General features: G+C 43.9%; 21 protein-coding genes. 17 read left to right on the top strand and 4 right to left on the bottom strand.

All coding sequences use genetic code 11. From position 1 onward, the window contains the following. Window positions 1–53: 53 nt before the first annotated feature. Window positions 54–938 (bottom strand): LysR family transcriptional regulator, encoded by an 885-nt coding sequence (locus MHI52_RS18405; RefSeq protein ID WP_405157426.1) that lies wholly within the window; start codon window positions 936–938, stop codon window positions 54–56. A gap of 112 nt (window positions 939–1,050) precedes the next feature. Here MHI52_RS18405 and zwf point away from each other — a divergent pair, with 112 nt between their 5' ends. From zwf to MHI52_RS18385, 4 genes are all read left to right on the top strand, one after another. Next, complete coding sequence (gene zwf, locus MHI52_RS18400) at window positions 1,051–2,574, top strand: glucose-6-phosphate dehydrogenase (protein ID WP_036613459.1); 1,524 nt, start codon at window positions 1,051–1,053, stop codon at window positions 2,572–2,574. A gap of 36 nt (window positions 2,575–2,610) precedes the next feature. After that, a complete protein-coding gene (gene fsa, locus MHI52_RS18395) occupies window positions 2,611–3,276 on the top strand; it encodes a fructose-6-phosphate aldolase (RefSeq protein ID WP_036613461.1) in 666 nt (221 codons plus the stop codon). 60 nt (window positions 3,277–3,336) lie between these two features. Further along, on the top strand, window positions 3,337–4,755 hold the full coding sequence (gene gndA / locus MHI52_RS18390; RefSeq protein WP_036613463.1) for an NADP-dependent phosphogluconate dehydrogenase: 1,419 nt from the start codon (window positions 3,337–3,339) through the stop codon (window positions 4,753–4,755). Between the two features lie 246 nt (window positions 4,756–5,001). Further along, window positions 5,002–6,102 carry a metallophosphoesterase gene (locus tag MHI52_RS18385; RefSeq protein WP_047843462.1) on the top strand — a complete coding sequence of 367 codons (1,101 nt, stop codon included), beginning with the start codon at window positions 5,002–5,004 and terminating at the stop codon, window positions 6,100–6,102. Between the two features lie 227 nt (window positions 6,103–6,329). Here MHI52_RS18385 and MHI52_RS18380 read toward each other — a convergent pair whose 3' ends face one another. Both MHI52_RS18380 and MHI52_RS18375 read right to left on the bottom strand, forming a co-directional pair. Further along, window positions 6,330–7,034, bottom strand: coding sequence for a hypothetical protein (locus tag MHI52_RS18380; protein ID WP_405157425.1), 705 nt, complete (start codon window positions 7,032–7,034; stop codon window positions 6,330–6,332). A 110-nt stretch (window positions 7,035–7,144) separates the two neighbouring features. Beyond that, window positions 7,145–7,351, bottom strand: a complete 207-nt coding sequence (locus tag MHI52_RS18375; RefSeq protein ID WP_405157424.1) for a hypothetical protein — start codon at window positions 7,349–7,351, stop codon at window positions 7,145–7,147. Window positions 7,352–7,622: 271 nt separating this feature from the next. Between MHI52_RS18375 and licT (MHI52_RS18370) the strand changes: the two genes are divergently transcribed. From licT (MHI52_RS18370) to MHI52_RS18355, 4 genes are all read left to right on the top strand, one after another. Next, window positions 7,623–8,477: a BglG family transcription antiterminator LicT gene (gene licT, locus MHI52_RS18370; RefSeq protein ID WP_036613466.1), complete on the top strand. Its 855-nt coding sequence runs from the start codon at window positions 7,623–7,625 to the stop codon at window positions 8,475–8,477. Between the two features lie 132 nt (window positions 8,478–8,609). Continuing rightward, entirely contained in the window at window positions 8,610–10,529 is a 1,920-nt protein-coding gene (locus MHI52_RS18365; protein WP_405157423.1) for a beta-glucoside-specific PTS transporter subunit IIABC, read from the top strand. 49 nt (window positions 10,530–10,578) lie between these two features. Then, window positions 10,579–12,042, top strand: coding sequence for a glycoside hydrolase family 1 protein (locus MHI52_RS18360; RefSeq protein WP_405157422.1), 1,464 nt, complete (start codon window positions 10,579–10,581; stop codon window positions 12,040–12,042). 167 nt (window positions 12,043–12,209) lie between these two features. Beyond that, window positions 12,210–12,776: a 5' nucleotidase, NT5C type gene (locus tag MHI52_RS18355; protein ID WP_036613472.1), complete on the top strand. Its 567-nt coding sequence runs from the start codon at window positions 12,210–12,212 to the stop codon at window positions 12,774–12,776. A 24-nt stretch (window positions 12,777–12,800) separates the two neighbouring features. Here MHI52_RS18355 and MHI52_RS18350 read toward each other — a convergent pair whose 3' ends face one another. Then, on the bottom strand, window positions 12,801–13,649 hold the full coding sequence (locus tag MHI52_RS18350) for a helix-turn-helix domain-containing protein (protein ID WP_405157421.1): 849 nt from the start codon (window positions 13,647–13,649) through the stop codon (window positions 12,801–12,803). A 155-nt stretch (window positions 13,650–13,804) separates the two neighbouring features. Between MHI52_RS18350 and MHI52_RS18345 the strand changes: the two genes are divergently transcribed. The 9 genes from MHI52_RS18345 to MHI52_RS18305 all read left to right on the top strand — a co-directional run bounded on the left by MHI52_RS18345 (window position 13,805) and on the right by MHI52_RS18305 (window position 25,475). Continuing rightward, window positions 13,805–16,525: a family 78 glycoside hydrolase catalytic domain gene (locus tag MHI52_RS18345; RefSeq protein ID WP_405159400.1), complete on the top strand. Its 2,721-nt coding sequence runs from the start codon at window positions 13,805–13,807 to the stop codon at window positions 16,523–16,525. 114 nt (window positions 16,526–16,639) lie between these two features. After that, window positions 16,640–17,113 (top strand): putative immunity protein, encoded by a 474-nt coding sequence (locus MHI52_RS18340; protein ID WP_127547562.1) that lies wholly within the window; start codon window positions 16,640–16,642, stop codon window positions 17,111–17,113. Continuing rightward, window positions 17,088–17,627 (top strand): GNAT family N-acetyltransferase, encoded by a 540-nt coding sequence (locus MHI52_RS18335; protein ID WP_127547564.1) that lies wholly within the window; start codon window positions 17,088–17,090, stop codon window positions 17,625–17,627. The genes MHI52_RS18340 and MHI52_RS18335 overlap by 26 nt, the downstream gene beginning before the upstream one ends. Window positions 17,628–17,698: 71 nt before the next feature. Further along, window positions 17,699–18,856 (top strand): acyltransferase, encoded by a 1,158-nt coding sequence (locus tag MHI52_RS18330; RefSeq protein ID WP_405157420.1) that lies wholly within the window; start codon window positions 17,699–17,701, stop codon window positions 18,854–18,856. Between the two features lie 167 nt (window positions 18,857–19,023). Beyond that, window positions 19,024–19,584: a shikimate kinase gene (locus MHI52_RS18325; protein WP_405157419.1), complete on the top strand. Its 561-nt coding sequence runs from the start codon at window positions 19,024–19,026 to the stop codon at window positions 19,582–19,584. Between the two features lie 57 nt (window positions 19,585–19,641). After that, window positions 19,642–19,947 carry a hypothetical protein gene (locus MHI52_RS18320; protein ID WP_405157418.1) on the top strand — a complete coding sequence of 102 codons (306 nt, stop codon included), beginning with the start codon at window positions 19,642–19,644 and terminating at the stop codon, window positions 19,945–19,947. Between the two features lie 224 nt (window positions 19,948–20,171). Then, window positions 20,172–21,011 (top strand): BglG family transcription antiterminator LicT, encoded by an 840-nt coding sequence (licT, locus tag MHI52_RS18315; RefSeq protein WP_036613486.1) that lies wholly within the window; start codon window positions 20,172–20,174, stop codon window positions 21,009–21,011. 167 nt (window positions 21,012–21,178) lie between these two features. Continuing rightward, window positions 21,179–23,116 (top strand): beta-glucoside-specific PTS transporter subunit IIABC, encoded by a 1,938-nt coding sequence (locus MHI52_RS18310; protein ID WP_405157417.1) that lies wholly within the window; start codon window positions 21,179–21,181, stop codon window positions 23,114–23,116. 445 nt (window positions 23,117–23,561) lie between these two features. Then, a complete protein-coding gene (locus MHI52_RS18305; protein ID WP_340982257.1) occupies window positions 23,562–25,475 on the top strand; it encodes a beta-glucoside-specific PTS transporter subunit IIABC in 1,914 nt (637 codons plus the stop codon). Window positions 25,476–25,505: the final 30 nt, after the last annotated feature.

The following is a 25,505-nucleotide window of genomic DNA, read 5'->3' as shown; positions in this document are numbered from 1 at the left end:
ATCCATAACTGGACGGTGGGGCTCTTTGTTGTACCTTTTGACATTGTGACCACTCAGGATTTGAAAATGAGATCCATAAACCGGTTGGCTGCCAGAGAGATCGGCATATTGCGTTTGGTCATAATCCCCACATGGGAAGGGGGGAGCGGGACATCAAGCTGAATTTCGAAGAGAGAGCCTTCCTCCAGCTCTTTGGAGATAAATTCACGTGTGACATAGGAAATCCCCAGTCCTCGACGCGCAAACTCAATCAACAGATCAACACTACCAACCTCAATCTCAGGTTTCAACGTGTAATTATAGCTGTTAAACAACTCAGTTATAGCCATCCGAACACGGCTGTTCCGGGAGAAGAGGATCAGTTGATTCTCCAGAAGCATCTCAAGTGTCATGATTTTACCCTTCAACTGAGCATAACGTTCCCCAGCTACAAAACAGTCCTTCAACTGAATACTTTCCCTGACTTCTAGCTGTGGATCAACAATGGGCATCCGAACAACACCAAGATCGATCTTGCCTTCTTTCAGAAAGGTAATCACTTCCGGGGTAGTTCCATGACTCAGATGTAGCTTGATGTTAGGGTACAAGGTGTGGAATTCCTCTAGATACGCCAGCATGTAATGCTTGAACAGGGAGTCACTGCCACCAATCCGGAGTTCACCATTGTCGAGATTCTTCAGTGCGGCCATTTTTTCTTCCGCAAGTGAGATCAGAATCTGGGATTGTTCAATATAGGAGTATAGACTGGCACCTTCCTGTGTCAACGCTACACCCTTGGAATTTCGATAAAACAAGGTAAGACCAAAGCTCTCTTCCAATTGCTTAATGGCATGACTGACGCTGGGTTGAGTGATATACAGTGCTTTCGCAGCCTGTGTCAAACTTCCCGTTTTGGCGGCCCAATAAAAGACTTTATATAGTTCGTAATTTGTAGTCATAGATGTGGTCTATAGCTCCTGTGAAATATATTAATTACTTGTATAGCTATAAAACGTATTATAGTGTAACTACAACAAAGAAACCAGAGTTACTTGGAAGGAGAACGGTGAGATGGAACCAACTACCATTGTTTTATTTGGTGCTACTGGCGATTTAGCCAAAAGAAAAATATATCCTGCCTTATATAACTTATATCTTGAGCAGAAGCTTCCTGAAACCTTCTCATTGATTGGTCTGGGGCGTAGAGATTGGTCTGATGAATTCTTTCAGGCACAAGTGGAAAAATCACTTAATGAATTTTCCAGACGCCAAGCTGATCCTGAAGTTGTGAAGTCATTTGTAAAAGCTTTCCGCTACAGTGTATTGAATATAAGCCATAAGGAAGATTATATAAAGCTGTTGGGATTAGTTGAACAAAGAGAAGCTGAGCTTGGCATTCCGTCCAATCGCTTGTTTTATCTCTCGGTTGGTCCGGAATTCTTCGAACCGATTGCCGAGAACATTCAAGAAAGTGGACTGGGTTCCACAGAGGGTTGGAAACGTCTCGTCATCGAGAAGCCATTTGGTCACGACCTGCAGTCCGCTAGAGACCTTAATCGCAAATTAAGCGAATCGTTCACGGAGGAAGAGATTTATCGGATTGACCACTATTTGGGCAAACCGATGGTACAGCGTCTGGAGACGTTGCATCAGAGTAACCCAATCATGAAGGCGTTATGGAACAACCGTTACATCTCCAATGTGCAAATTACGGCGAATGAGACTGTAGGTGTCGAAGAACGTGCATCCTATTATGATCATGTTGGTGCAGTGCGAGACATGTTCCAGAATCATATGTTGCAATTGCTCATGATGATGGCGATCCAGCTTCCATACAACAGTACTTCCGAAAAAGTTGGATTGAAGAAAAAACACATTATGGAATCGATCCAGCCGTTACAAAAACAAACTGTGGGCGCAAACATCATCCGTGGACAGTATGCAGAAGGCAACATTCAAGGTAAACCGGTAAATGCGTATACTGCTGAACCGGGTGTAGCCGAGAATACGATGAATGACACATTCATTGCTGCCAAATTGCAAATTGATGATTTCTTCTGGCGTGGTGTTCCGTTTTACATTCGCACGGGTAAAAGAATGAAGGAGAAATCAACACGTATCGTGATTGAATTCAAAGAACCTTCAGGACAGACAAATGTGCTGAAAAACAAGGGTTCCAAGCCAAACCTGCTTGTCATTGAGATGAGTCCGGATCAGAGCATGACATTGCAACTGAATGCAAGTGATCCTGAGAATAAAGGTGAATTCAAACCGGTTCATATTGATCTTTCTCCGGACAAAGGTGACCTTGCGGAAGCTTACGAGAATCTGATTCGTGATGCTTTGCTGGGTGATCCAACCTTCTTTGCCCACTGGGATGAAGTAGAATTGTCATGGGCATGGGTGCAGCCAATTCTGGATGCATTCCAGGAAAATCTGTTGCCACTTCACCTGTATCCTGCGGGTAGCTATGGACCGGTTGAATCAGATGTTATGCTTGAAGAAGAAGGTCACCACTGGTGGTTTGATGAGCCGGCGGATCAGGAGTCTGTAGTTACAAATAGCATACCCTTGGCGGTTAATGCGAATCTCTAAACCAAAATAAAAAATATATCTGGAGGTAATTCAATCATGAAATTTTTTATCGATACAGCTAACGTGGAAGATATCCAAAAAGCATACAAAATCGGCGTATTGTCTGGCGTAACAACAAACCCATCTTTGGTAGCCAAAGAGGGCGTGAAATTCGAAGATCGTATTGAAGAAATCTTGCGTTTGGTACCTGAAGTGGAGTCCGTTTCTGCGGAAGTGACACCAGATGCCCTTACTGCTGAAGAAATGATCGCGCAAGCAGACGAATTGATCAAAATTAACAACAGCGACAAAAACATTACGATCAAATTGCCAATGACACTTGCAGGACTTGAAGCTTGCCGTTACTTGACCAAAAAAGGTGTGAAAACCAACGTAACGTTGATCTTCACTGTGAACCAGGCGCTTCTGGCTGCTCGTGCTGGTGCGACATATGTATCCCCATTCCTGGGACGTCTTGATGATATCTCCGAAGATGGCGTACAATTGGTTACCAAAATTGCTGAATTGTTCCGTACACATAACCTGGATGCACAGATTATTGCGGCTTCTGTAAGACATCCGGATCACGTTACACGTGTAGCAATGGCGGGAGCACATATCGCTACTGTTCCATTCTCCGTCATTGAACAAATCTCCAAACACCCGCTGACAGATCAAGGTATGGACAAATTTGCAGCGGACTGGAAAAAAACAGTACAATAATCTATAACCATTCATTCGTTTCAACTTACTATATAAATAATGGAGTATTGGGAGGACATAATGAGTAAACAACAGATTGGTGTTATTGGATTGGCAGTAATGGGTAAAAACTTGGCTTTGAATATTGAAAGCAAAGGTTTCTCGGTAGCGGTATTTAACCGTTCCCCGGAGAAAACGAACGATCTTCTGAAAGAAGCAGAAGGTAAAAACCTGACAGGTGCGTTCACTATTGAAGAATTCGTGGAATCCCTGGAGTCTCCGCGTAAAATTCTGATCATGGTCCAAGCAGGTAAAGCAACAGATGCAACGATCGAGCAACTGCTTCCTCATCTGGATCAAGGCGACATTATTATCGATGGAGGTAATGCTTACTTCCCTGACACACAACGTCGCAGTAAAGAACTGGAAGAAAAAGGTTTCCGCTTCATCGGAGCAGGTGTATCCGGTGGTGAAGAAGGCGCACTGAAAGGCCCGGCAATCATGCCAGGCGGTCAGGAAAGTGCTTATCAGTTGGTAGAACCGATCCTTACAGCGATCTCTGCCAAAGTTGGCGATGACGCTTGCAGCACATATATCGGACCAGACGGTGCTGGACACTATGTGAAAATGGTGCATAACGGTATCGAGTACGGAGATATGCAGTTGATTGGTGAAGCTTATCACTTGCTCAAATCCGTATTGAACGTTTCCGTTGAAGAGTTGCATGAGATCTTCACCGAGTGGAATCAAGGGGAGCTGGACAGCTACCTGATCGAAATCACGGCAGATATCTTCTCCAAATACGATCCAGAAACAGGCAAACCAATGGTTGACGTTATTCTGGACGCGGCTGGACAAAAAGGAACAGGTAAATGGACAAGCCAAAGTGCGCTGGATCTCGGCGTTCCATTGTCCATGATTACGGAATCCGTATTCTCCCGTTTCCTCTCTGCGATGAAGGACGAGCGTGTAGCAGCTAGCAAAATCCTGAATGGACCAGCAACTGAAGCATTCTCTGGCGACAAAAAAGCGTTCATCGAGAACGTGCGTAAAGCATTGTTTGCAAGTAAAATCGTATCCTATGCACAAGGATTTGCACAAATGCGTGCAGCTTCCGATGAATACGGCTGGGATCTGAAATACGGTAACATTGCCATGATCTTCCGTGGTGGTTGCATCATCCGTTCGCAGTTCTTGCAAAACATTAAAGAAGCATATGACAAAGATGCAGAACTCAAAAACCTGCTCTTGGATCCTTACTTCCAAAACATCGTTGAATCTTATCAAGGTGCATGGCGTGAAGTTATAGCGGCTGCTGTAAAACAAGGTATTCCAGTACCTGGATTCTCCAGCGCACTGTCTTACTACGACAGCTACCGTACAGAACGTTTGCCAGCCAACTTGCTGCAAGCACAACGTGACTACTTCGGTGCTCACACATTCAAACGTGTGGACAAAGAAGGTTCATTCCACTTCCAGTGGATGGACACAAACGAGTAATTTTAATTCCGAAAATATAGCATTCCTGCAGTTGCCCTTGAATTTAGCTATTCAGGGCGGCAGCGGGAATGCTTTTTCTCGTTAATGGTTCGAATTTGAATATCATCAAATTGTAATAAAATGTACGAATCTGGGTTTGGCAAACAGATGAACTGACCCTTCAACTACGTTATACTTGTTCAGACGGACCTGTGTCCGTGATGAAAATTCAGAATACAACTTATTGACGTGGAGGTTAGACCGGGCATGTTTGTATTAGCAGGTATATTGTTTTTGGTCGTATACGGTTTATTAGTGTTCTACATAGGTTGGAGCGGTTGGAGTTGGATGAAACCAGTTGTGTCCGCCAGATTTCGATGGTTTTATATTATAGCGATTGTGTTCCTTGCCGTTTCCTTCATTTTGGCACGGGTATTTGGAAGCATTTCGTTCCTCGGTATCATCGGTTCTTACTGGCTGGCAATCTTCTCGTTGTTATTGTTGATCCTGCCCGTCGTCCACCTCACGATGTGGTTGCTGAGATTAACCCGTATTCCAAGACATCACACACAGAAATGGGCGGGAGTTGTTACGCTGGTGCTGTTAGTGTCCACATTGGGTTACGGAATTTTCAACGCTTACAGCCCTGTAGTCAGAACATATAATATCCAGATTGATAAAAAAGTAGAAGGTGTAGACAAGCTCAACATTGTCATGGCTGCCGATATGCACTTTGGACTTCTATCTGGCCCTGCACATGCCAAACGCATGGTGGAGGAAATTAATGCACTGAAGCCGGATCTGGTGCTGTATCCTGGAGATATTATTGATGACAATCTGGATATGTACCTCAATAGCGGAATTGCCGATATTATCAGTGACATTCAGGCTCCATACGGCGTCTATGCTTCACTCGGGAATCACGATAAGTTCGATGGTCCGATTGAAGATCTGATTGCTGCGCTGGAGAAGAGCAACATGCAAGTTTTGTACGATGACAAGATCGTGCTGAATGACAAGATCACCCTCATTGGTCGGAAAGACCGAACAGAGAAGGATCGGGCAGAAGTAGCTACTTTAATGCAAGGCACTGATTTGACCCAACCGGTACTTATGATGGATCATCAGCCGTATGATCTGGATATTGCGGAGCAGAATAATGTAGATCTGGTCGTATCTGGTCACACTCATCGTGGTCAGATTGCACCGGCTCAGTTCATCACACAGGCCATTTATGAGAACGATTGGGGTTATCTGCAAAAGGGCTCTATGCACTCCATCGTAACCTCAGGATTTGGATTCTGGGGACCTCCAATTCGTACTAGTAGTCGTTCGGAGATTGTACAGATTAATGTGACCTTCCAGTAATGATGAAAGGCCTTCGAGAGAAGGGCTCCTTATAAGCACGTCAAGCATAGATTGATGATACTGGCTCCGCTGTATGATGACAAGCTCAAATCGACTGTCGTCATAACGCGGAGTATTTCTTATGCAAATTTAGATGAATGCTGATTTATTAAGGAGTTTATATTAACATAAGACGGCTCGATGCCCGGAAATCGGAGCTTCAAGCCGCCTGTTTTTTATTATGTAAGTTAGTTTCTTACCCCTTTTGAAGGAATGGCTTCAAACGAATAAAATGCGCCTTTTGTATTGATTTTACCGATAAGCGTTGTGGCTCCTTTTTTCGTGAAGGTGTACTCGTTCTCTTGGATACGAACGGAATAACCTTTTAGCTCAATACCAAATATAGATCTGACTGTAGGTACAGCGATGGATAGTGCTTTGTTTTTGCTGAGCTTGGGCTTGGCAAAAGACTTTTTGAAATCAGCATCATTTTTCCAGTTGATACCTAATTCGTTGGTGACTTTCCATACCTTTCCGGTCTTGCTACCGATATGTACGTAATTTAGATTGTCGTTATCCCTATACTTCCATAACATATCTTTTCCTTCTACGGTAAATAAGGTGTAATCAAAAGCTTTTACTGAGGGTATTCCAAGTGTTTTGAGTGAATTTCGTGCTATGTTTGTCATCCAGGCATAGGAATCATCGATTTTATATTGCAGGATTGCCGACATTTGATTACCTTTGTCCACATCGATGTAAAGTTGTTGACTTGGTCCAAAGATGACCCAGTAGTTTTGGAGTAAATGTCCATGTTCCTGATCATTAGCTTTGAAACGCCAAAAACCACTTTTAATGAAGATATCTTCATCCTCAAATGTTTTTAAGAAGGCATCAAGCTTCAGGCGCAGCGCATTATCCATGACTTTATTGAGATCAGCGGTATCATACATGATAAGGGTGGACGCGACATGATTTGTATCAGGGTCGTATCTTTGTGTGAAATCTGCGAATCCAGTTCCATCTATAGTTCCGTTAATGACCCACGGATCAAATGATGTGTCTATTTTGATGAATTGAATGTTCTATTCCCCACGAGTTTAACTAGTTCATCACTCAAAAGTTGTTGTGTCTTCCGATCCAGCTGGTCAGCGGACATGTAATTCTCTATTAACGAGAGTTCATTGGATTTTGCGGCCAAGGTGGGCGGCGCTGATAACAATAGCGAGAGGGCAGCAATGACGGCGGTAAATGAAGTGATTTTTTTCAAAGTGAATCCTCCTGATTAGTTTGGGTCATATTATTAGATATCAAAGGGTATATCGCATTTCAACATAACATAAAAGGTAAATGTTTCATATGATCTAAAAAGTGGAATAGAGCGGTATTATTTTTGGGTTGACACCGTTTTCAGGTTATGATAAATTATATCCGAGGCTTGTTACCGGTAATGCGGGCAAAACCACTATGGAAATGATTTTATTATTTCTGTTTTGGTTTTGCCCTTTTTTATTCCTCAAAAAAAACCAGGTGGGTCCATAATGATTATTAAACAGATATTTAATAACAATATTGTCAGTACCGTGGATGACAAAAATCAGGAACTACTGATCCTCGGCCGGGGAATCGGATTTAAGTTCAAAGCAGGCGATGAGATTGATGAAGAGCGGATTGAGAAGGTATTTCGTCTTCAGGATGCATCGATTTATGAGAAATTCAAATCCATCGTAGCTGAAGTGCCGATTGAGATTCTGCAGGCAACAGATGATATTGTGACACTGGCACGAACGCAATTGAACAAAACCATCAGTGACGGGATCTATGTCTCGCTGTCTGATCACATTCACTTTGCTGTTCAACGCTTGGAAAAAGGAATGATTACTCGTAATCCACTTTCTTGGGAAGTTCAGCACTTCTATAAGGCGGAGTATGATGTGGCCAGAGAAGCACTGACCTTGCTGAAGGAAAGACTGGATATTGAGTTTCCCAAAGATGAAATCTGTAATATTGCCTTACATTTCATCAATGCGGAAGTCAATGATTCCATGAACGATGTCACCCATCTGATGCAGCTGTTGCAGGAGATCATGAATATCATCAAATATCACTTCAACGTCGAATTGGATGAAGATAGCGTCAATTATTTCCGCTTCATCACCCATTTGAAATATTTCTGTCAGCGTGTCATTACACATTCTTCACATGATGATGCTGAGGAGTATTTATATGAAGTGGTTCGGAAGAACTATCCGGAGACATTCAAATGTATTGGCAAGATCGAGACTTTTATCCATAAGAACTATCAGTATGACATGACTCACTCTGAGCAGTTATATCTAACGCTCCATCTGGAACGTTTGATGAAAACCAAGCGGGACGAAAAGTCCACGCAATAGAATCAAATTACAACTGGATATCCTATGGGCTTGTTACTGTTCAATCAGGCAATACCCGAATGAGATGGCGCCATCCATATGCGCTAGATTCGTTCGGGTATTTTTTATTGGAAAAATGAGGAGGAAAACATCATGAAACATCAGGAAACGGCGCAGGAAATCATTAAAGCCGTTGGGGGAACAAACAATATTAACTCAGTTTATCACTGCGTCACACGTTTGCGCTTTGATCTGAAAGACAACGAGAAAGTTGATAACGGCTCACTCAAGAAACTGGATAAGGTCATGGGAACGAATATTTCCGGCGATCAATTCCAAGTCATTATCGGTAATGATGTGGCAAAAGTATTCGATGCCATGGTGAAGGAAAATCCGGCAATCCAGCAAAGTACAGAAAAGAAAGAGCCAAAGTCGGATAAAAAACAAAATGTCGTGCTGAAAATTTTTGAAACAATCGCAGGTGTCTTTGCCCCGATGCTTCCAGCGATTACTGCGGCAGGTATGCTCAAGGGATTACTTGCACTATTTGTGTCCGTAGGTTGGATGTCTGCTGGAACGGATACGTATCGTATTCTTTCAGCCATTGGTGACGGCGTATTCCACTACCTGCCTTTACTGATTGCAGTCAGCGCTGCTCGTAAATTCGGCAGTAACCCGTTTGTCGCGATTGCACTAGGTACAGCACTGATGTACCCGGATATGACAAAGTTACTCGATGGAAGTCAAACGGTTGGATTTTTGGGAATCCCGGTTACGGCAGTAAGTTATGCCTCATCAGTCATCCCAATTCTTCTTGCAGTATGGTTGATGTCCTATGTTGAGAAATGGGTTGACCGCGTTATCCCTGCTGCACTCAAGCTGCTACTTGTGCCGCTGATTACCTTACTTGTTATGGTTCCAGTAACGCTGATTGCGATCGGTCCATTGGGTACATTTGTAGGTAGCGGATTGTCTGGCGGCATCAACTGGCTGCTGAATGAAGGCGGATTGATTGCAGGTATTGTTCTTGGCGGCGCGATGGCGCTCATTATTATGACAGGAATGCACTATGCACTTGTGCCGATCATCCTGAGTAATATCGCTACACTGGGCTTTGATAAATTCTTGCCATTAACCTTTATCTCCAATATGGGTCAGGCTGGTGCAACACTCGGCGTATTCTTCCGGGCAAAAGATAAAAAACTCAAAACCGTGGCATTGTCAACGAGCTTTACCGCACTCATGGGTGTAACGGAGCCAGCTATGTACGGGGTTAACATGAAGTATAAAAAACCATTTGCCGCAGCTATGATTGGTAGTGCAGTGGGTGGCGGATTCGCCCTTGCTTTTGGCGCGAAAGCGTATGTACTTGCGGGTAACGGTGGTCTGCCAGGACTTCCTTCCCTGATCGGACAAACCTTCTGGTATTCCTTTGGGGGTATGATTTTGGCCTTTATCGTGGGTGCAATCATGTCTACGATATTTGGTATCAAGGAAGAAGAGGGAGATGCAGAGGCGTTAGCTCAATTCTCACCGGGTGCTTCTACAGCTCCAACGAAAGTAACTTCCAATGACGCTGCAACCGTAAATGTGGACGACATGGGCGATCCAACACCAACGAGTGATGCAGTAGCTGTTGCACCGATGACAGGTAAATCCATCCCGCTCAAAGAAGTCAACGATCCAACATTTGGTGATGAATTGATGGGTAAAGGTGTGGCATTTGTTCCAACGGTGGGTGAATTGGTCTCTCCAGTGACAGGTACCATCATGAATGTGTTCAAAACAAAACATGCGATCGTTATCCGCAGTGATAACGGAATGGAATTGTTGATTCATGTTGGAATTAACACGGTGAAGCTGCGTGGACAGTATTTTGATGCACATGTTGCTACAGGAGCACGTGTACAGGCTGGAGACAAATTACTCACGTTTGAACTGGCCGAGATTGCAAAAGAATACGACATCACAACCGCTATGGTTGTTACCAATACGGCTGATTACAAGCAGGTTCTACCCGTGAAATTGGGCGAAATCACGATGGGTGAAGACGTCTTGAAAGCTGAGATCTAAACTGTCCGTCTTAAGACTAACAATATCAACAAAAGAAGGAGAGATTCGAATGATTAATCGACAAGGGTTCCCGGAAGGTTTTCTATGGGGCGGCGCTATTGCCGCTAACCAGGCTGAAGGTGGATTCGATGCTGGTGGCAAAGGATGGTCGACAGCCGACATGGTTCCTTATTTTGAAAAAAAGGACTACACCAACCTTAGAGAACTGATGCATGTTACCAGTGCAACGGTTGAGAAAGCAATGGCACATCACAGTGCAGTAGGTTATCCGAAGCGTTACGGGATTGATTTTTACCATCGTTTCAAAGAAGATATTGCGCTCTTCGCAGAGCTGGGCTTCAAGACATTCCGACTGTCCATCAACTGGCCACGTATTTTCCCAAATGGTTATGATGCCGAGCCAAATGAAGAGGGATTGCGTTTCTATGACGAAGTTTTCGATGAACTCCGGAAATACGATATCGAACCACTGGTAACACTCTCGCATTATGAGATGCCTATGGCACTTGTCCTGAAATATAACGGCTGGGCTGGCCGCGAAGTGATTGGACACTTTGTGAGATATGCGGAAACCGTGATGAATCGATACAAGGACAAGGTAAAATACTGGTTGACGTTTAATGAGATTAATACAACCATTATTGAACCGTTCACAGGTGGCGGTATTATTGAAGACCGGGTTGAGAACACGATGCAGGCTTCTTATCAGGCACTTCATCATCAATTTGTAGCCAGCAGCCTGGTGACAGAAAAAGCACGTCAGATTAACCCGAACTTCCAGATCGGATGTATGCTTGCGCGTATGATTCACTACCCGGCGACATCGAAGCCAGAGGATGTGCTGCAAGCACAGATCGATAATCAGCTGAACCTGTTGCATACGGATGTACAAGTTCGTGGTAGTTATCCAACGTTCATGGCTCGGTATTGGGCAGAGAACGGGATTACCATTGCCATGGAACCTGGGGACGAGCAGATCCTGCGTGAGCACACGGTTGATTTCATCTCGTTCAGTTATTACACATCCTTGGTGTCCGCAGTGAACCCAGAGGAATATGGAGTAACTGGAGGTAACCTGTACAGTACAATTAAGAACCCGAATCTGGAGCGTACAGAGTGGGGCTGGCAGCTTGATCCGATCGGCCTGCGCGTTGCACTGAAAGAGCTGTATGACCGTTATCAACTGCCATTGTTTGTGGTAGAGAACGGCCTTGGTGCCAAAGATACCGTTGAAGCAGACGGTTCCATCAACGATGATTACCGGATTGATTATCTGAGAAAACATATTACACAAATGAAAGAAGCCGTTATGGATGGTGTGGACCTGATGGGATATACCAACTGGGGAGCGATTGATATCATCAGTGCATCCACTTCGGAAATGTCCAAGCGTTATGGCGTGATCTACGTGGATCAGGATGACAACGGACAAGGCACATTGAATCGGTATAAGAAAAAGAGCTTTGGCTGGTACCAAAAAGTCATTGCCTCGAATGGCGAGAACTTGGAATAGATTAATCTATATAGGCACCCCGGGCGTAGCTGGTATTAGGCGCCGGGGCGCCTTTTTAATATAATCAGGTAGAATTCTCATCAACGTTATTGGCATTTCAAGGTAAAAAAGATGACTACATAACATTCTGGATGGTATACTGTGTTCGTATTGGGGGAGGGATAACCATGAAGAAGCCTATTATTGCTGTAGATATGGATGACACGATATGTCATCTGGTCAAGAGGGCTATATATCACAACAACCTCAACTTCCCGACCCATCCGTTGCGCTACGAGGATATGATTCATTGGGATACATCCCATTTGCGTCATCCAGAGAGCACGCATGATGTATTTTATGGTCGGCCGGGTCTGTTCGAGGAATTGGAGTTATACGACGAATATGTTGTAGATGAGATGCGAAAGCTGAACGATGCTTATGATGTGATTGTTGTGACGGCAGCAGAACCAAGAACAGTCGTTGAGAAGTGGAACTGGCTTCAGCAGCATATGCCTTTTATAACCGCAGAACAGTTTATTACATGCAAAAGAAAAAACTTGCTCGGTTTCGATCTGCTCATTGATGATGGAGCACATAACCTGATCCCCGCGCATGAGGACGGCAAAAAGGTCATCTGTATCCCACATCCGTGGAATATACAGGAGCGTGAGCGATACAACTTTCCGTTGATGTCTTCATGGAAAGAGGCCAAGGCATACATAGATGAAGTGTTACAAGTTGTTGGTGTCTGAAAGTAAATCTTATTGTCCAGAGTGCTATGCTCTGGATTTTTTGCGATAGGCGAGAGGTGTTTCGCCTGTTATTTTTCTGAATGCAGCATAGAATGAATCCATATCCCGATATCCGACCAGCTCGGCAATCAGACTGACTTTGTGCTGTGAACCCTTTAGAAGTTCGCAACTTTTTTGTATACGGAGGTGTTGCAGGTGGCTACTAAAGGTCTGTCCAGTATGCCGAAGAAACATTCGTCCAATTTGCTTCTCGCTCCAGCCCGATACACGGACCAGATCAGACATTCGAATACGATTGCTTACGTGTTCCTTGATATAGTGAAGGATGTAATCAAAACCGGTGGAATGATGCTCTTCATCATGTCCCTTTTGATAAAGTTGTCTGTAGGTCATCAATACCAACTGGCTTACCAAGGTGTATAACATGGTAGACGAACCGATTCCCGGAACAGAGGATTCACGGTACAGCTTCACCATTAGTTCTTCAATCCGGTCGTTGTGATCCACAACGGATATATAAGGAACCTGATTTTGTTCCAGATCCATCAGATGGTGAATGATTTCTTTTTCCTGAATGATTGCTGTCAGCGTGTGGATCAATTCAGCATTAAATAAGCAATTATATATAATTAACGGATGCTCGGTTACGTTGGTGCTGACAGGACGAAAGACATGAGGAACGCCGACAGGAATGACAAACAGCATCCCCTTTGTCACCGGAATGACATCTTCACCGATATGATGAAAGCCCTTTCCTTCGGCAACGTAGCTATATTCAATAAAATCATGTGCGTGAAAAGGAAGCACAAAATCTTCAGAGCAGCGATTGACAAAAAGTTGCAAATGATTATGCAGAAAGTATTCACTTTTCATGAGTTGTACAGATGAATTCACAAGCAACCTCCTCGCACAGATGGCTGAATCACCGGATGAAATAGTCCTGATTACCGGGTATTTAGGGCAACAGGATCGATATAATTATATCGTAACCCCGAATGGGAAGCCAAGATGGAAAGGACGATCTGCTAATGTTCAACGTTAGTCACCTTCGCTGTGAGTATAGAATTAATCCGATAGGCCTTGATGTCAAATCACCGAGATTAAGCTGGCAGCTGCAATCCGATCGTCGGAACTGCATGCAATCCGCATACCAGATTCAGCTGTCATTGACGGAAGATTTTGATGGAATTGCATGGGATTCTGGCAAGATAAGTACGGATCAATCCATACATGTGGAATTAAACCATTTTCAGCCTTCTCCGCGAACGCGATACTATTACCGGATTCAGGCATGGGATGATGCAGGAAGTGATTCGGGCTGGTCTGAAACGGCTTATTTCGAGATGGGACTTATGGATAGTCCTACCAAGTGGCAAGCAGAATGGATCACAGCTCAACCATCAGATGATGGAGATACGTCATGCCCGCGTATGCGCAAGCAGTTTAATGTGAAACAACCTGTTACATCTGCAAGAATATATGTGACAGCACTTGGATTATACGAGTTGCATATGAACAACACAAGAGTAGGAGAAGATTATTTTACACCTGGTTGGACCTCTTATCGTAAGCGATTACAGTATCAAACCTATGATGTAACTCATCTACTTCAGGATGGGCAGAACATATTAGGCGCTTATCTGGGTGATGGCTGGTACCGAGGGTATCTCGGCTGGAACAAAGAACGGGAGATATTCGGTTCGACTTCCGCATTGCTGCTGGAATTGCATATGAAATACGCAGATGGATCAGAGGAATGTATTTTATCCAACGGGGATTGGACGGCTGCTCCAAGTGCCATTCGTATGTCGGACATCTATATGGGGGAGACGTATGATGCACGAATGGAGTCCGATTGGTCGGATTCATCTCAGACGAATTGGTCACCCGTGAACGTACTGGAGCATCCGAAAGATATCATCGTTGCGCAGGAGAATGTACCCGTCATCCAAGTAGAACAGCTACAGCCAATCGCTTTGTTAACAACCCCACAGGGAGATCGTGTAATAGATATGGGGCAGAATATGGTGGGATGGGTGAGATTCAGCATTCAAGGTGAGGCGGGTCAGACGGTTGAGCTGCACCATGCTGAGATATTGGATCATGAAGGCAACTTTTACACCGATAATCTTCGCGCCGCCAAGCAGTGTATTAGCTACACGTGCAAGGGGGATGGCGTGGAATCATTTGAACCACATTTTACGTTCCAAGGGTTCCGCTATGTGAAGCTGGTTGGCTTTCCGGAACACGTTCGTCTGGATGAATTCACCGGAATAGTGCTGCACTCGAATATGGAGCAAACAGGTCAGTTCTCATGCTCCAGTCCGCTGGTAAACCAACTGCAACACAATATATTATGGGGGCAAAAGGGGAATTTCCTTGATGTGCCGACAGACTGTCCACAGAGGGATGAACGGCTCGGATGGACCGGGGATGCACAGATGTTTGTCCGAACGTCCTCCTACCTGATGAATACGGCTCCCTTCTTCACCAAATGGCTGCGGGATCTGGAAGCGGATCAGGGAGAAGATGGCGGTATTCCATTCTTCATTCCGGATCTGAGAAGTTCCACGTCAGAAGGATGGGGAGACACCAGTCATTCCTCAGCCGCTTGGGGGGATGCAGCAGTTATCTGTCCTTGGACCATCTATGAGATGTATGGGGATGCCAGATTATTGGCCGAACAATATGAGAGTATGAAGCAGTGGATCGAGTATATTCATGTGCAGGGTGACAATCCGTATCTGTGGAACACGGGATTCCACTTTGGCGATTGGCTGGGACTGGACTCCAAGCCTGATAGTTATGTTGGCGCAACGGACACGGATTATGTGGCAACAGCATTCTATGCCTATTCGGTGTCGTTAACTCAAAAAGCAGCTGAGGTCCTTGGAAAGACAGACGATACTGAATATTTCAAGGAGTTGCATACAAACATTGTTCATGCGTTTAGAAATGAATTCGTGACTCCAGCCGGCAAAATTGCTATTCCTACGCAAACAGCACATGTTCTTGCGCTTCAATTTGACCTGCTGGACGCCACTGCCCGAACTCGTGCTGTCGATCAATTGGCAAAACTTGTGAAAGAGGCGGGCAATCATCTTACTACAGGCTTTGTGGGTACACCTTATCTGAATCCGGTATTGAGTGATGCGGGTCTTCATGACCTGGCATATACATTACTTTTTCAAGAGGATTATCCGTCCTGGTTATATCAGGTGACTCAAGGCGCAACGACTGTCTGGGAACATTGGGATGGGATCAAAGAGGATGGCAGTCTCTGGAGTGCTGATATGAACTCATTTAACCACTATGCGTACGGTGCGATTGGAGAATGGTTGTATCGTTATGTTGCTGGCATTCGGTCCGATGAACATCAGCCAGGATTCCGAATGGTGCATATCGAGCCGCAACCCGGACCTGGACTGGATTGGGTGAAAGCGAGTCTGGAGACGATGTATGGTCAAGTTGCTTCAAGCTGGCGCCGGATGGTGGAGGGTGAAATGGAGATTCGGGTGCATATTCCCGCCAACACGAGAGGTACGGTACGTCTTCCTGGAGCAGGTGCACAGATCGTTCTGGAACAAGGGAAACCGTTGGATCAGATAAGTGGAGTTCAGGATATTCAAAACATTGGAGACGATGTTGAAGTCACACTTGGATCTGGAAGTTACCAATTTACGTACAAAGACACGGATGGGAGAAAGGATCGGGATGTTCAGGAGGCTACATTGACAGAGTCCGTATAATGATAGAATAAGTGGTAAGATGTACACTTGAAGAGGATCTGCACACACGCAGGTCCTTTTTCGAACTTGTTGAGAGTAAATTTGTAGTATTTGAACAATGAAAGGAGCATGACCATGGCAAAACCTGCATTCAAAGATGCCCCTTTACGTAGTGAAATAGAGGATTTGGCTAAGCAACAGGATCACCATACATTGGCCTGTTGGGCTGCGGAGTGTGCGGCACGTGTCTTGTATATATTTGAGAAGAAGACGGATGATCTCCGCGCCTGTGATGCCATTGACGCAGGAAGAGGTTGGATCCGTGGAGAGATTACCATGGTTGATGCTCGAAAGGCGGCTTTTGCAGCTCATGCTGCTGCACGGGAAGCCGATCATGTCGCTGCCTCTGCTGCCTCTCGTGCGGCGGGACACGCAGCTGCAACGGCCCATGTCAAAGGCCATGCGGTACATGCCGCAACCTATGCAGTGAAAGCTATCTTTTATGACTCTCTGATGGAAGAACAAGAACGTCGTGTCTTGGAAGAGAGAACGTGGCAATATCAATATCTGTTGGGAGGATGTAATGATCATGGGGAAAGAACACGTTAGATTAATTAAACCATCAAAAGCCTATAAGGATGCGTATTTGGCATTTTATGAAGAATGGGTCAGAAGTGGAGAATTGATGGTTCCTTGGGTCATTTCCAAAGATCCTTATGCATTCGATGAGATGTTGGCATTTTTGCAGCGTAATGAACAAGGGATCGACATCCCGGAGGGCTGGGTCAAAGACAGTACATATTGGCTGGTCACGGAGAGTCAACAAATCGTGGGTGCTGTGAATATAAGGCATGAGCTTAACGATAAATTGTTCAACAGTGGAGGACATATTGGATATGGTATTCGTCCAGGAGAGCGGCACAATGGCTATGGTTCCGAAATTCTCAGGCTTTCTTTGGAGAAAACGAGAGAGCTTGGAATCTCCAAAGTATTGGTCGTATGTGATGCGGTTAATGAGCCTTCCAGAAGGGTTATCCTTCGAAATGGTGGCATTCGGGATGAAGACTATGTGGAGTCCAATGGCAACGTTGTTGAACGATTCTGGATAGAGAATGTCGAATAATGAAGAATAATGATGAAATAAAACGAAAATAATATGGATTATGATTGTATTACCCTCGTGTGCTGATTAAAATGAAGCATAGAATCTGGATTGCGGCCGGAAACTATCATCCCATATCAGGCACAAGTGAGGTTATCTTTATGAATCAACCGGTTAATCGGCCCCGGCGAATTGAGTATCTGGATCTCTATCGTGCTTTTGCCATCATGGCAGTGGTAGCTATTCATGCAACTTCAACAGCAGTTGCGCATTACCCCAAGCATACATTAGATCATGATGTGTATTATTTCTGGAACACGTTTTTGCAATTTGCCGTTCCAGCGTTTCTGTTCCTGTCCTCCCTGGTCTTGTTCTACAACTACAGCTCCAAGGTGAATGAGAAGGGTTGGATGCTCGCTTTTTATAAGAAGCGTTTATTTAATGTATTTGTACCCTATGTGGTGTGGTCCCTTATCTATTTTGCCATTAAACAGTTGCTTGCGGGCAAAGAACCTTTGACCCATAGTGTTCAATTTGCTAAACAATTAGTGATGGGAACCGCTCATACGCACTTGTACTTTTTTCTGATTATTCTTCAATTCTATATCGTTTTTCCATGGCTTCTGTCCATTACACGCCATCGTTTGTTTAATCGGTACTTGCCATTATTCTTTATTGCGGGCCAAGCGATCTTCTATGCACTACATTTGCAGTTTCACTTCGAACGGACAGGAAGTTTGTTACCCAGTTATCTGATCGTGATTGGATTTGGTGCATGGGTTGGGTTGAACTTTGAGTGGGCATTGAAGAAACTGTATACTCACCGTTATGTGCTTATAGCTGCGTTGTTAGGTGGAGGTGCCATTTTTATATATGGTAATGCTTATATCAAAACCGCTTTTGCTGCATACCCGGTTATAACCTATACCGTGCTGTTCCTGTTCCGTAATCTGTTTACCTTGTCAGCCTGCCTGCTTCTACTGATCTTTAGTGAACGAATCGGCACAGGAAAACATACCGAGGTTCGTAAAGCTACGCGTATTCTGGACTCCTTGGGTACAGTTGCGTTCGGTGTATTTTTAATGCATCCACTTGTACTGCTCTTCTGGAGACGTGAATTCACAGATGACCTGGCTCGGCACTTCAGCGTGGGCATCATTCTATCTTATATTGTGGCGCTCCTGATCTCATGGATCTGCGCGACGGGATTGCGCCGGATGAAGTGGGGATGGGTACTGATCGGACGGTAAGTATAAATAAACATATGTAATCTAAGATAAGAGATTTCAAGCCCTCACGCGTTGAGGGAATCACTTGAAACCTCTTTTTTATTTGCCCTTAAGAAGGTATTATAGAGTTTAATGTCCATAAAATTGAATTAATGGAATGAACACTACCTTGTCAGGAGTGATCGAAAATGAAATTAGTGATTATTTTTGGCCCACAGGCTGTGGGCAAGATGACGGTTGGGCAAGAACTGGAGAAGATAACAAAGCTAAAATTGTTTCATAACCACATGACCATTGAATTGGTGTCTCCTTTCTTCAGCTATGGAACACCACAAGGCAAACGACTGGTTAATCTGTTCCGTCAGGAGATTTTTGAAGAAGTGGCGAAGAGTGACCTACCGGGTCTGATTTTTACATTTGTATGGGCTTTTGACCTGAAGCAAGACGGAGAGTACATTCGTCAAATCAGCGAGTTATTCGAATCTAATGGAGGACAGGTCTGTTATGTGGAACTGGAGGCTGATGCATCAGAAAGACTGGAGCGTAACAAGAGTCCGCATCGGCTGCTGCATAAGCCAACAAAGCGAGACATCGCGTGGTCTGAGCGAGATTTGCTTGATACGATGAAGCTATATCGATTGAATTCGGAACCGGGAGAAATCATGTATGAGCACTACATACGGATTGATAACACACACAAGAGTCCGGATGAAGTGGCACAGTTAATCCAGGAACGCTTTAATTTGTAATCTGAGAAACGTCTAACTTAGCAAAGTAGATACTTTATATGAGAGGGGCACTACATCATGTACTTTGTTATATTTTTGCTCATAGGACTTGTTTTATGTTATCTGATCCCATTCGGTCCTATTTTGGCTGGGGGCATTGTTTTCGCACTTGTTGTAGATCAATACCGTCAGACGATACATATGCGTGAAGATATCCGGGATATTAAGAATCACCTGGGCCTAATGAACAAAGGCGAGGCGCAGGAGTACGAAATGGATAAAGAATACACTCAAGTCGATCGTTTGGATTCAGAAGAAATGGACATGATTAATCGAAAAATTGAAGCAGACCTGGAGAAAGACAACAAAAACAATAAACCGTGAATTCCTGTAAAATAATTCTTGATTTGCTCACTCCTGTGAGTATATTTACCTAGATCAGGAGTCATGCTAATTCGATATTAACTTTTTGTTGCACTGTGTAGAAATTTGTAATATTATGAGGGAAGCGCGTACAACATATCGGGTTGTAACTGTTGAATCAGGCAAAGCCGTATACCTTGAGAAAAGGGATTGGTTTGTCTTTTTCTGTATATTGGAGTGATAAAGTGAAAATCGAGAAGGTGCTGAACAATAATGCTGTAGTTGCAATGAATGACGAACAGGAAGTTATCATCATTGGCCGGGGGATTGCTTATCAGAAGCGGGCGGGTGATATGGTTTCCGAGCAGCATATCGACAAGATATTTACTTTACAGAATGAAGATATTCAGGAAAACTTCAAGGCATTAATCTCAAGCATTCCTCTGGAATACATGAAAGTATCCGAGGAAATCATCGCTTACGCCAAATTAAAACTTGGCAAGAAATTAAATGAGAGCATTTACTTACATCTCACAGACCATATTCACTTTGCCATTGAGCGGTATCGCAAGAATCTGCCCATACGCAACGGTTTAATCTGGGAGACAAAGCAGTTATACAAAGAGGAATATGAAGTCGGAATGGAAGCGCTCAATATGATCTGTGATCAATTTGGTGTGATCTTGCCCGAGGACGAAGCCGGTTTTATGGCACTTCACTTTGTCAATGCAGCTTTGAACGAGGAAATGCCCAACATCAAGAGTATGACCCAGGTCATGCAGGAAATCTTGACAATCATCAAGTATCATTTCAAGATTGATTTTGATGAGAACTCACTGACATTTTATCGCTTTGTGACGCATTTGAAGTTTTTCGCCCAACGTTTGGTGAAGGGAAAACATTACAAGAGCAACAACGATGATGAACTGTTCCTGATGATTCAGAAAAAGTATCCAGCAGCGCACAAGTGCTCGGAGAAAATCAAGAAATTCATTGAAAGCAACTACACGTATCAACTAACTGACGAAGAATTGATGTACTTAACGATTCATATTGAGAGAGTTGTGAATGCAACTTCTGAATAATCCCATAGATCAGCTTGCAGGGTTGCAACCACTAGGGCAAAACCTGAACGCTTGAATGACTGAACATACCGTTAACCGGATGTTCCATACATTCAGATGTTCAGGTTTTTTTATTCTCTCCAATATGCTTTGAATCCGTGTCTAGCCAGAAAGGAAGAAAAGACTTCATGAAACACGAGCAATTAGCCAAAGACATTCTGTCTGGCGTTGGTGGAAAACAGAACATTAACAGCGTGGTGCACTGCGCGACCAGACTTCGTTTCAAATTAAAAAATGACAATAATGCCAAAACAGACGAACTCAAAAATTTACCTGGAGTTATAACGGTAATGCAAAGTGGGGGGCAATACCAGGTCGTTGTGGGTAACGAAGTGTCTGATGTCTATAAAGCCTTGTTACAGGTGGGTAATATGAATGCGGATGAACCGGTCTCAAGTGATGATTCAGAATCTTCCGGTAAAAAAGAGAGTCTTCTGGGTCAGTTTATCGACTTGATCTCAGGTGTATTTACACCAATTCTCGGATTGCTAGCTGCAACAGGGATGATCAAAGGTTTCCTGTCCATGTTTACTTCTCTCGAATGGTTGGACCCGTCTTCAGGAACATATCAATTGTTGAATGCTGCAGGTGACTGTCTGTTCTACTTCTTCCCAATCTTCCTGGGTTACACAGCTATGAAAAAATTCGGTGGATCTCCATTCCTCGGGATGGCCATCGGAGCCTCACTTGTATATCCGACCTTATCCGGTCTTAGTGGTGGGGAACCGCTCTATACGCTGTTTGCAGGCACATTGTTTGAATCACCGATTCATATCACGTTCCTGGGTATTCCCGTTATCTTGATGAGTTATTCCTCATCCGTCATTCCGATTATTATTGCTGCTTATTTTGGAGCAAAGGTAGAAGCGTTCTTCAAAAAGATCATTCCTTCTGTTGTGAGAACGTTCCTCACGCCATTCTTTACGATTCTGATTGTTGTCCCTGTAACATTCCTCTTGATTGGTCCAATTGCGACATGGGCAAGTCAGCTGATTGGTGCCGGGGTATCGGGCATCTATGACTTGAGTCCGTTGGTAACCGGTATTGTTGTTGGTGGATTGTGGCAAGTATTGGTGATCTTCGGGTTACACTGGGGTATCGTACCAATTATGTTGCTCAATCTGTCCACACTGAAAGCAGATCCGATTCTGGCAATGATGTTTGCTGCTTCCTTTGCTCAGATTGGTGCCGTTCTTGGCGTTATGCTTAAAACGAAAAATACCAAACTCAAATCACTGGGTGTTCCTGCCTTTGTGTCCGGGATTTTTGGTGTAACTGAGCCTGCTATTTATGGTCTTACTTTGCCATTGAAAAAACCATTTATTATGAGTTGTATTGCTTCTGCAACCGCTGGTGGTATTATTGGCTTCGCTGGCTCCAAAATGTTTGTATTTGCTTCAGGAATCTTTGGTGTTCCAGCGCTGATTAGTCCCACAGAGGGAATCAACTATGAATTCTGGATGGCCATGATTGCCACTATCATTGCTTTTGTACTAGGCTTTGTTCTCGTTTATTTTGTAGGATTCAAAGATCCTGCTAATCCAGAGACTGCCAAACAGGCTCCAGAGCCAGTAAAAGAAGAGAAGGCTGCACTTGAGCCTAATCCAAACAATCGCTACGAAATTGCCAGCCCGATGACGGGTGAGGTGGTTCCTTTGCAAGAAATTAATGATGCTACATTTGCTGGTGAACATATGGGTAAAGGGATTGCTATTCGCCCAACCAGTGGGAGAGTTGTATCCCCGATTAATGGTGTGGTACAGACGATTTATCGTACCAAACATGCAATTGGACTTGTAGATGATCAAGGTGTAGAGATTCTGATCCATATCGGTCAGGATACAGTACAGCTCAAAGGTCAACATTTCACTGCACATGTGAAAGATGGGGATCGTGTGAGTGTTGGCGATCTGATCGTTGAATTTGATCTGCAGGCCATTATTGAGGCGGGTTATGAGACCGTAACACCGATTATTGTAACGAATACGGCTGATTATTTGGACGTGGTTGCAACAACAAGTCGTGAAGTGCAAGAAAAGGATAAATTGGTTACGGTTATAGGTTAATTCTGCTTTAGTGCGAATTTTATTAATCTGAACATTAGCTCTATAGAGACCACTTTGATGTTTTCGAAGTGGTCTCTTTTTTTTATTTTCGGTCACTCCAATGTATTTGTGAAATTAATAAAAATAAGTGTTGCAAACGTAGTTCAGATGTACTATGATGAGTTCAAGAAGTAAGCGCATACATTAATCGGGTTGTAACTGTTCAATCAGGCAATGCCGACCACCCTCAGTTCAGAGGGTATGGAATGTAACTTACTTTCGTTATCTAAATAACTAAATACCAATGTGTACAGCCTTACAGGGTTGCAACCGTTAAGGGCAAAACCTGAATTGCTGAATAACACGACTGATTTCCGGACGATCCGGTATGTTGTGTATGTTCAGTGGTTCAGGTTTTATTTGTTTCAAAAGTCATGGGGAGTCTACTTAGAGAGGGAGAATTACAATGAGCAACTACGATCAATTAGCTAAGGACATTCTGTCACGTGTAGGTGGTCGCGAGAACGTAAACAGTGTATTCCATTGCGTAACAAGACTGCGGTTTAAACTAAAAGATGAAAGCGTAGCCAAAACGGAAGAACTTAAAAATCTGCCAGGTGTTATTACCGTCATGCAAAGTGGTGGACAATATCAAGTTGTTATCGGCAACGAAGTGCCAGATGTATATAAAGCAGTCGTTAAAGTAGGGAATTTCCCAAGTGAAGGACAAGTGGAAGAGGAAACGGACAACTCAGGCAAAAAAGTAGGGTTGTTCAGCCGATTTATCGACATGATCTCGGGTGTGTTCACACCACTACTCGGTTTGCTGGCTGCCACAGGTATGATCAAAGGTTTTAACGAGATGTTTGTAGCCTTTGGCTGGATAACTCAGGATTCCGGAACGTATCAATTATTGAAAGCAACGGGGGACTGTCTGTTCTACTTCTTCCCGATCTTCCTGGGTTACACTGCGATCAAGAAGTTTGGCGGTTCACCGTTCCTGGGTATGGCGATAGGTGCATCTCTTGTTTATCCGACATTGGGCGGTCTTAAGGCAGGAGATCCACTGTACACCTTGTTTACAGGTACATTGTTTGAATCACCTATCCACATTACGTTCCTGGGTATGCCGGTTATCTTGATGGACTACGCTTCATCGGTTATCCCAATCATTATAGCGACATTTGTTGCTGTAAAACTAGAAAGATTCTTCAAGAACGTTATTCCGAAAGTGGTAAGCACATTCCTTGTTCCCTTTTTCACCTTGCTTGTAATTGTTCCAGCGACTTTTTTGGTCATTGGTCCAATCTCCACATGGGCAGGACAATTGATTGGCGCGGGAGCTACTAATATTTATGAATTAAGTCCTATTGTTACAGGATTGATTATCGGTGGACTATGGCAAGTGTTTGTATTATTCGGACTTCACTGGGGACTGGTTCCAGTTGCATTATTGAATCTTAGTACGTCAGGCGCTGATCCGGTTATCGCAATGTCATTTGCTGCTTCTTTTGCTCAAATTGGTGCTGTACTTGCCGTATTACTCAAAACAAAAAATACGAAAATAAAAACACTCAGTGTACCAGCATTTATCTCCGGTATATTTGGAGTAACAGAGCCTGCGATTTATGGTGTTACGCTTCCATTGAAAAAACCATTTATTATGAGTTGTATTGCTGGGGGGATCGGAGGCGGTATTCTCGGTTATGCAGGTTCGAAGATATACATGATTGGCGGACTTGGCGTATTCGGTTATCCAACTTTTATTAATAAAGAAACAGGATTAGACTTCGCGTTCTACATGGCTATAGTTGCTTCATTGATTGCATTCGTTCTTGGTTTCGTATTGACGTATGTGGTTGGATTCAAAGATCCGGTGGAAAAAGTAGCTAAACCTGCACCAGTACTTGATCCAAATCCGAACAGCAGATACGAAATCGTCAGCCCAATGGCTGGTGAAGTTGTTGCACTGAACGAAATTAATGACGTAACGTTTGCAGGAGAGCACATGGGTAAAGGGATTGCAATTCGTCCAACCAGTGGTAGAGTGGTATCTCCAATCACAGGTGTCGTTCAAACCGTATATCGTACCAAACACGCCATTGGTCTTGTAAGCGATGATGGTGTAGAGATGCTGATCCATATTGGACAGGATACGGTCAAGCTGAAAGGTCAACATTTTACAACCCATGTGAAAGATGGAGACCGTGTTAACGCAGGTGACCTGATTGTTGAGTTTGATCTGCAAGCGATTAAGGATGCAGGATATGAGACGGTTACACCGATCATTGTCACTAATACTTCAAATTATCTGGACGTTGTAGGAACAAAAGATGCATCCGTTCATGAGAAAGATAAATTGATCACGGTATTAAGCTAATTCAAACTAAGGATAGTTAAGGAGGAACTC

The sequence above is a fragment of the Paenibacillus sp. FSL H8-0283 genome, assembly GCF_045040675.1.
Taxonomy (GTDB): domain Bacteria; phylum Bacillota; class Bacilli; order Paenibacillales; family Paenibacillaceae; genus Paenibacillus; species Paenibacillus amylolyticus.
The sequence above is the reverse complement of the archived record's forward strand: the minus strand, read 5'-3'. Positions and strand labels throughout refer to the sequence as shown.